Annotated in this window: 6 protein-coding genes; 5 read left to right on the top strand and 1 reads right to left on the bottom strand. The window is 62.5% G+C overall.

From position 1 onward, the window contains the following. Positions 1-484, top strand: a 484-nt coding sequence (locus ACZYOF_RS41220; protein ID WP_463719333.1) for an efflux RND transporter permease subunit, incomplete at its 5' end; no start/stop codon positions are given. 137 nt (positions 485-621) lie between these two features. After that, positions 622-2,460, top strand: a complete 1,839-nt coding sequence (locus tag ACZYOF_RS41215; RefSeq protein ID WP_463719332.1) for an alkaline phosphatase family protein — start codon at positions 622-624, stop codon at positions 2,458-2,460. Positions 2,461-2,495: 35 nt separating this feature from the next. Here ACZYOF_RS41215 and ACZYOF_RS41210 read toward each other — a convergent pair whose 3' ends face one another. Further along, positions 2,496-3,068, bottom strand: coding sequence for a hypothetical protein (locus tag ACZYOF_RS41210; RefSeq protein WP_463719331.1), 573 nt, complete (start codon positions 3,066-3,068; stop codon positions 2,496-2,498). Between the two features lie 389 nt (positions 3,069-3,457). Here ACZYOF_RS41210 and ACZYOF_RS41205 point away from each other — a divergent pair, with 389 nt between their 5' ends. The 3 genes from ACZYOF_RS41205 to ACZYOF_RS41195 all read left to right on the top strand — a co-directional run bounded on the left by ACZYOF_RS41205 (position 3,458) and on the right by ACZYOF_RS41195 (position 6,468). Continuing rightward, entirely contained in the window at positions 3,458-4,117 is a 660-nt protein-coding gene (locus ACZYOF_RS41205) for a peroxiredoxin (protein ID WP_130581893.1), read from the top strand. A 266-nt stretch (positions 4,118-4,383) separates the two neighbouring features. Continuing rightward, positions 4,384-5,952: an adenylate/guanylate cyclase domain-containing protein gene (locus ACZYOF_RS41200; RefSeq protein ID WP_463719330.1), complete on the top strand. Its 1,569-nt coding sequence runs from the start codon at positions 4,384-4,386 to the stop codon at positions 5,950-5,952. A 225-nt stretch (positions 5,953-6,177) separates the two neighbouring features. Beyond that, positions 6,178-6,468: a hypothetical protein gene (locus ACZYOF_RS41195; RefSeq protein ID WP_282528212.1), complete on the top strand. Its 291-nt coding sequence runs from the start codon at positions 6,178-6,180 to the stop codon at positions 6,466-6,468. Positions 6,469-6,830 lie beyond the last annotated feature (362 nt).

Raw genomic sequence — 6,830 nt, 5'->3', positions numbered from 1 at the left:
CAGAGGTCCCTTCAGAGGGGAGCACCCAATCATCGCCCAGCGGCAGCGTCAATCACCCCGATCGGGCAATCCAAAGCATTCCGCGCAAGTCAAGGCCGGGCACGGCGATCCTCTCGTGACGCTCACCTTCATTGCGCTGTCCGGCGTCGCCGTGCTGAACGGCCTGGTGATGTTGAGCCTGGTCCGTAAGCTCCATGAGGACGGCATGCCGCTGCGACAGGCAATCGAGAATGGCGCCCTCACCCGGCTTCGCCCGGTCGTGATGACCGCACTGGTGGCGGCGCTCGGCTTCGTGCCGATGGCCTTCGCCACCGGCACGGGCGCGGAGGTACAAAAGCCGCTGGCGACCGTGGTCATCGGCGGCCTGATCAGCGCGGCCCTGCTGACGCTCGCCGTTCTGCCAGCGCTCTACGCACGGTTCGGGCGGCGGGGTGAGCATGCTGCCGAACTGCGCGCCGGGCTACCCAAGGCGGCACACAACTGATCGCGATGCGAAGCTCGGAGCGATGACTCGATAGTTCGACGGGCATCGTGGCCAGATGTAACAATTCTGTCATATAGCAAAACTAAACGGGTGCGACGATCGATCGCGGGAAGTTGCTGCTGACAGGGGAAATGAAGATGCGCCGCACAATAACATTGCTATCGGCAGGCTTGATCACGCTCGCGGCCGGGGCCGCATCGGCCCAGAACAACACGCCACGTAACGTGATCCTGTTCATCCCCGACGGTCTGCGCTCCCGCATCGTCACCCCGCAGACGGCGCCGACGATGGCCGATATCCGCGACAAGGGGGTCAACTTCAAGAACTCGCATTCACTGTTTCCGACCTTCACCATGGCCAACAGTTCGACCATGTCGACCGGCCACTATCTCGGCGACACCGGCACTTTCAGCAACACGATCTACACCGGCTATTCTTCGGCGCCGGCGGGCGACACCGTTGTGCCCTTCATCGAGAACGATGCGGTGCTGGCCGACATCGACGACCATTTCAACGGCGACTATCTCAACGAAGAGACCATCCTGAAGATGGCGCGCGAGAAGGGCTTCAGCACCGCGGCCATCGGCAAGGTCGGCCCGACGCTGCTGTTCGACCACACCGATCGCGGCAAGCACACCATCATCTTCGACGATTCCACTGGCGGCAAGAACGGCGTTCCCCTGTCCGAGGAGGTGAAGGATGGGCTCGCCAAGGCCAACCTGGCGCTGACGACGCCCAGCCGCGGCGACAACGGCAAGGCCGGCGACGCCAAGACGCCGGGCACCACCGTGGCCAACGTCGCCCAGCAGGCCTATTTCGCCGACGTCGCCACCAAGGTCGTGCTGCCGATGTTCAAGGCCCGCAACAAGCCGTTCGTGCTGGTGTTCTGGTCGCGCGACCCTGACGGCAGCCAGCACAACACGGGCGACAGCCTCAACACGATCACGCCCGGGATCAACGGGCCGACCTCGATGTCCGCGATCAAGAACGCCGACGACAACCTCGCGCAATTGCGCAAGGCGCTCGACGAACTCGGGCTCGCCTCTTCCACCAACATCATCGTCTCCGCCGACCACGGCTTCTCGACGATCTCGAAAGAGAGCAAGACCAGCCCCTCGGCCAAGATCTCCTACGACGATACGCCGAAGGATTTCCTGCCGATGGGCTTCCTGGCGATCGATCTGGCCAAGGCGCTGGACCTGCCGCTGTTCGATCCCAACGACAAGAACGCGCGCGTCGCCGACAACGCCCATCCCAAGGCCGGCAACGGCGTGCTCGGCCAGGATCCAACCAAGCCCGATGTTGTCGTGGCCACCAACGGCGGGTCGGACCTGGTCTATCTGCCGAACCGGGACAAGAAGCTCACTGGCCGCGTCATCAAGGCGCTGCTGGAGCAGGACTATGTCAGCGGCCTCTTCGTCGATGACCGGTTCGGACGCTTCCCCGGCACGCTGCCGATCTCCCAGCTCAACCTGCGGGGCAAGGCGGTGACCCCGACGCCGTCGATCGTGGTCAACTTCCGCTCCTGGTCGTCGGGCTGCGAGGAGCCAACCAACTGCTCGGTCCAGGTCGCCGACACGGTCCTTCGCCAAGGCCAGGGCATGCACGGCAGCTTCAGCCGCGGCGACACGCTGAACTTCATGGCGGCGATCGGACCCGACTTCAAATCCGGCTATGTCGATCCCCTTCCTGTCAGCAACGCCGACGTCGGCATGACCATCGCCAAGCTGCTCGACCTCCGCACCAGCGCCAATGGCGGGCTGCTGGGTCGGGTGGTGTCGGAAGCGATCCCGAACGGCATCGTCCCGAAGATGGCCGACGGCACCATCACCTCGAAGCCGGCCGGCAACGGGCTGCGCACGGTCGTCAAATTCCAGCGGGTGCTGTCGACCCGCTATTTCGACGTCGCCGGTTTCCCCGGGCGGACGCTGGGGCTTGACGTCGAGAGCGGCAAACAGAAAACGGCGGGGAAGTAGCCCCGCCGTTAATACCCTTTTCGCGATCGGGTGACTTACACCAACCCGATATCGAACACGTTCGGCAACTGCGCCAGCGGCAACGCCGCGGCGCCGACCAAAGTGGCGACCATCGCGGCGAGCGCGTGGCTGGTGCGGCGCTTGCCACGCATCTGGCTTGCGATCCACTCTAGCACCTGGGTGTCGATATTGGCGGCGTGAGTGGGCGCCCAGCTCTCGATGTCGGTGTCCGGCGACAGCGCCACCGTGCGGGGCGGCACCGGCAGGCCGGACATCGAAGCGGCGTGATGGGCGACCGCCTTGGCCAGGAGGTCGTCGAAACGGCCATCGTCGCTGCGCTCGGCCGCGGCTTCGTTGATCTCGAACAACGCCGCGACCTCCTCCCGGCTCACCGGCTGGTGCGCAACGGCGGAGGCGGTGAGGATGCGCGCGCACCAGGCGGCGTCATCGGCATCGAGCGCTCGGGAAAAGTGGATGCGGCCCTTGGTGGTGGGGCCTTCGCCGGTGATCACGCCATCGCGTACGATGGTGAGGGCATGGGCGGCAGTCTTGCGGCAGGACGGTTGCAGGGCGACCACATCGGTCGCCTCGATACTAGGGGCAGACATAGCGAGACTTCTCAGTTCCTTATTTCAGTCCAGCATTTCCATGCCGGCGTAAACGAGTGGTTACCGATTCGAAACCGGGGTTTCGACATTTGTACATAGTTGCCAATTGGTCGCTGTGACGGCTGTCACGGTTCGCGCCTATTAGCAGACCGGACCGCGGAGATGGGGACCATAAAAGGCAATTCCACGGCAATCCGTGCTCTTGCGGGCATTATGGGTTTTTTCGCCGCAGGCGGGCCGATCAAAAGAAGTTGCTTGGAGTTCCGTCACAAAAGAGAATGATTTCACCTTTTAGCTACAGTGGTTCACTTAAGCCCTTGTTGTGCCTATACTCGCCGGTCACCCAGAAAAGATTTTCTTTAGCCACTTCAATAGCATGAGGCAAAACCATGACACTTCCCATTGGCGCGACCGCCCCCGACTTCGAAGCTGAAACCACCGAGGGCAAAATTAAATTCCACGACTGGATCGGCAATAGCTGGGCGCTCCTGTTCTCGCATCCCAAGGACTTCACCCCGGTCTGCACCACCGAGCTCGGCGCGCTCGCCAAGCTGAAACCGGAATTCGACAAGCGCGGCGTCAAGCTGATGGGCCTTTCCGTCGATCCCGTCGACCGCCATGCCAAATGGTCTGTTGACATCGAGGAGACCCAGGGTGCCGCGCCGAACTACCCGATGATCGCCGACACCGACTTCAACGTCTCCAAGCTCTACGAGATGCTGCCCGCCTCGACCTCGGGCGATCCCCTCGTCCGGACGCCGGCGGACAACCAGACCGTCCGCAACGTCTTCATCATCGGCCCCGACAAGAAGATCAAGCTGGTGCTGGTCTATCCGATGACCACCGGCCGCAACTTCCAGGAGATACTGCGCGTCATCGACTCGCTGCAGCTCACCGCCAAGCATCGCGTCGCGACGCCGGCCGACTGGAAGCAGGGCGAGGACGTCATCATCGCGGGCTCCGTCAGCGACGACGAAGCCAAGACGATCTACCCCGAAGGCTGGAAGGCGCCGAAGCCCTATATCCGCATCGTCGGACAACCGAAGTAAGCGCCCGCGCCATCGATATCCGACCATCATGCCCGGCCTCGCGCCGGGCATGACGGAGCCGCTCCGAACTGCATTTTCTCGCTCCCGATTGCCTCTCCGGCTAAGCCAGGGCCGCAATTAACTGCCGGCATCCCCACCTTCGGCCGCCGCCGCAGATCGCGCCAGTTACGCATCAATTTGAAGAAAGCTGCTTCGTAGCCGCGCTTTACAGGCGATGGTTGCAATGGAAGTTTAGCCTGCGGACGAGCAGGAATCGGATCATCGCGATGGATAGCAATCCCAGACAAATACGCTCCGCGGCCCTGACAGGGTTCCTGATTGCACTGCTGCTCGCTGCCCTTCCGGTCGCGGTATGGCTCGACCTGACCAATCTCGCGGAAGTCGCACTCCGGCGGCAGGCCAATGATCTCAATTCGCTCGTCAGCAGCGTTCGCTCCTATTACGCCTCGAACGTCGTCGGGCGGATATTGTCCCATCCCGGCCAGACCCAGGTGGTCCACAACTACGAGACCATTCCGGGCGCCATCCCGATCCCAGCGACGCTGTCGCTCGAGCTCGGGAAGGTCATCAGCGAGCAGCAGCAGAACATCACCTACCGCTTCGTCTCGGACTTCCCGTTCAAGAATCGGGCACCGCACCAGCTCGATGAGTTCGAGAAAGCTTCGCTGCAGAGCCTGCGCACGAACCCGGACCAGAAGATCGTCGACACGACGACATCGCTGTTCAGCGACCGCGTCCGGCTGGTCGCCCCGGTCGTCATGGGCCCGGCCTGCGTCAGTTGCCACAACTCCCATCCCGAGAGCCCCAAGACGGACTGGAAGGTGGGCGACGTCCGCGGCATCCAGGAGGTCGCGATCACACAACCGATCGCCGCAAACCTGTTCTCCTTCAAATACCTGCTCGCCTATCTGGCGCTGGCCAGCATCAGCGGCCTCTCCTTCCTGATGATGCAGCGCCGCCAGGGCCGGCAAATCCGGGCCATGAACCGCGAGCTCGAATCCAACAACGATTTCCTCGCGACGCTGTCGCTGAAGATATCGCGCTACATCCCGCCGCAGATCTACAAGAGCATCTTCAGCGGCCAGAAGGACGTCACCATTCACACCGAGCGCAAGAAACTGACGATCTTCTTCTCGGACATCCAGAACTTCACCGCCACCACCGAGCGGCTGCAGCCGGAGCAGATCACCCAACTGCTCAACGAGTATTTCACCGAGATGTCCGAGATCGCCCACCAGCATGGCGGCACGATCGACAAGTTCATCGGCGACGCCATGCTGATCTTCTTCGGCGATCCCGAAACCAGGGGGGACCGGGCGGATGCCGAGGCCTGCGTCCAGATGGCCTGGAAGATGCAGCGCCGCCTGCTGGAGCTGAACGCCAAGTGGCGCGCCGCCGGCATTGAACAGCCCTTCAAGTCGCGGATGGGCATCAATTCCGGCTACTGCAATGTCGGCAATTTCGGCAGCGTGGACCGGATGGACTATACGATCATCGGCGCCGAAGCCAATCTGGCGGCGCGGCTGCAATCGATCGCCGAGCCCGGAGGCATCGTGGTCAGCTACGAGACCTTTGCGCTGGCCAGGGACATCATCCAGGCCCACCCGCTGCCCGCGATCACCATGAAGGGCATCAGCCGCGAGGTGATCCCCTATTCCATCGACAACGTGCTCGACGACACCGCGAAAGGCGATGTGATCGTCGAGCGCACGGCCGGGCTGGATTTCTACCTTGATCCATCCGTGCTCGATCCGCAGGGCATCGACCGGATCAAGGCGATCCTGAGCGATGCACTCGTCGCGCTCGACCGCAGGCGCGCCACGCCCGCGCAATAGCGGCGCTGAGCCGACAATCGAAGCTCCGGTCGGCGCCCCCTCAGTTCCCGGCGACGTCCCGCAGGCCGTTGCCATGCCGGCCTCCGCGATGGCTGACATCAGTCCCAGCGAACAACCGCGCTTGCCGCCTACGCCGAAGTGCGGAGTGCACGGACTGCGACATCGATTTGACGCTTTCAAGAATCCGGCTATCGTTGTGCTCTCGTTCAACTGTTGGGGGATGACATGGACGACGACAAGCCCGTAATCGATCAAGTGACCGACACGCTCGGCACCGCCGCAACGGCCACCACCGAAGTCGCGACGACAGCCGTGAAGAAGGTGCGAAGGGCCGCCAAGAAAGTGGCGAAGAAGGTAGCGGCGGCCAGGAAGAAGAAAGCAACGAAGACCAGAAAGGCCGGCAAGAAGGCCGCCAAGAAGTCGGCAAAGAAAGCCAAGAAGTCGGCAAAGAAAACGTCCAAGAAAACTACCAAGAAAACTACCAAGAAAAAGAAGGCCAAGAAGTCGAAGCGCTGATTGCAGGCACCGCTCTGGCACCGGCGTCGTCCCGGCGCATGCTGGTACGACGAGTTCGTCATTGCGAACGCAGCGAAGCAATCCACGTCTCCACGAGGGGCACTATGGATTGCTTCGCTGCGCTCGCAATGACGGAGATGGGTTCTGATTTGAATATCAAACAGCGTGAGGATGCGCGTCCGCATTCTCGCGGCGTTTTGCGCCCGAGCTTTGCGTCTCGTTTCACCCTCTCATCGAGCAGAGGGCGCAGGGAAAGCCGGGTGCCGGTTGCACCCATGGGTCCCGTGCAACAAAAAGCACGGGGGTAGGACCACAGGTTCAACCGAAGCATTCCGGCTTTCCCTGCGCGATGGTGTTACGGC

Source organism: Bradyrhizobium sp. LeoA1Lang, from assembly GCF_055413685.1.
The sequence above is the reverse complement of the archived record's forward strand: the minus strand, read 5'-3'. Positions and strand labels throughout refer to the sequence as shown.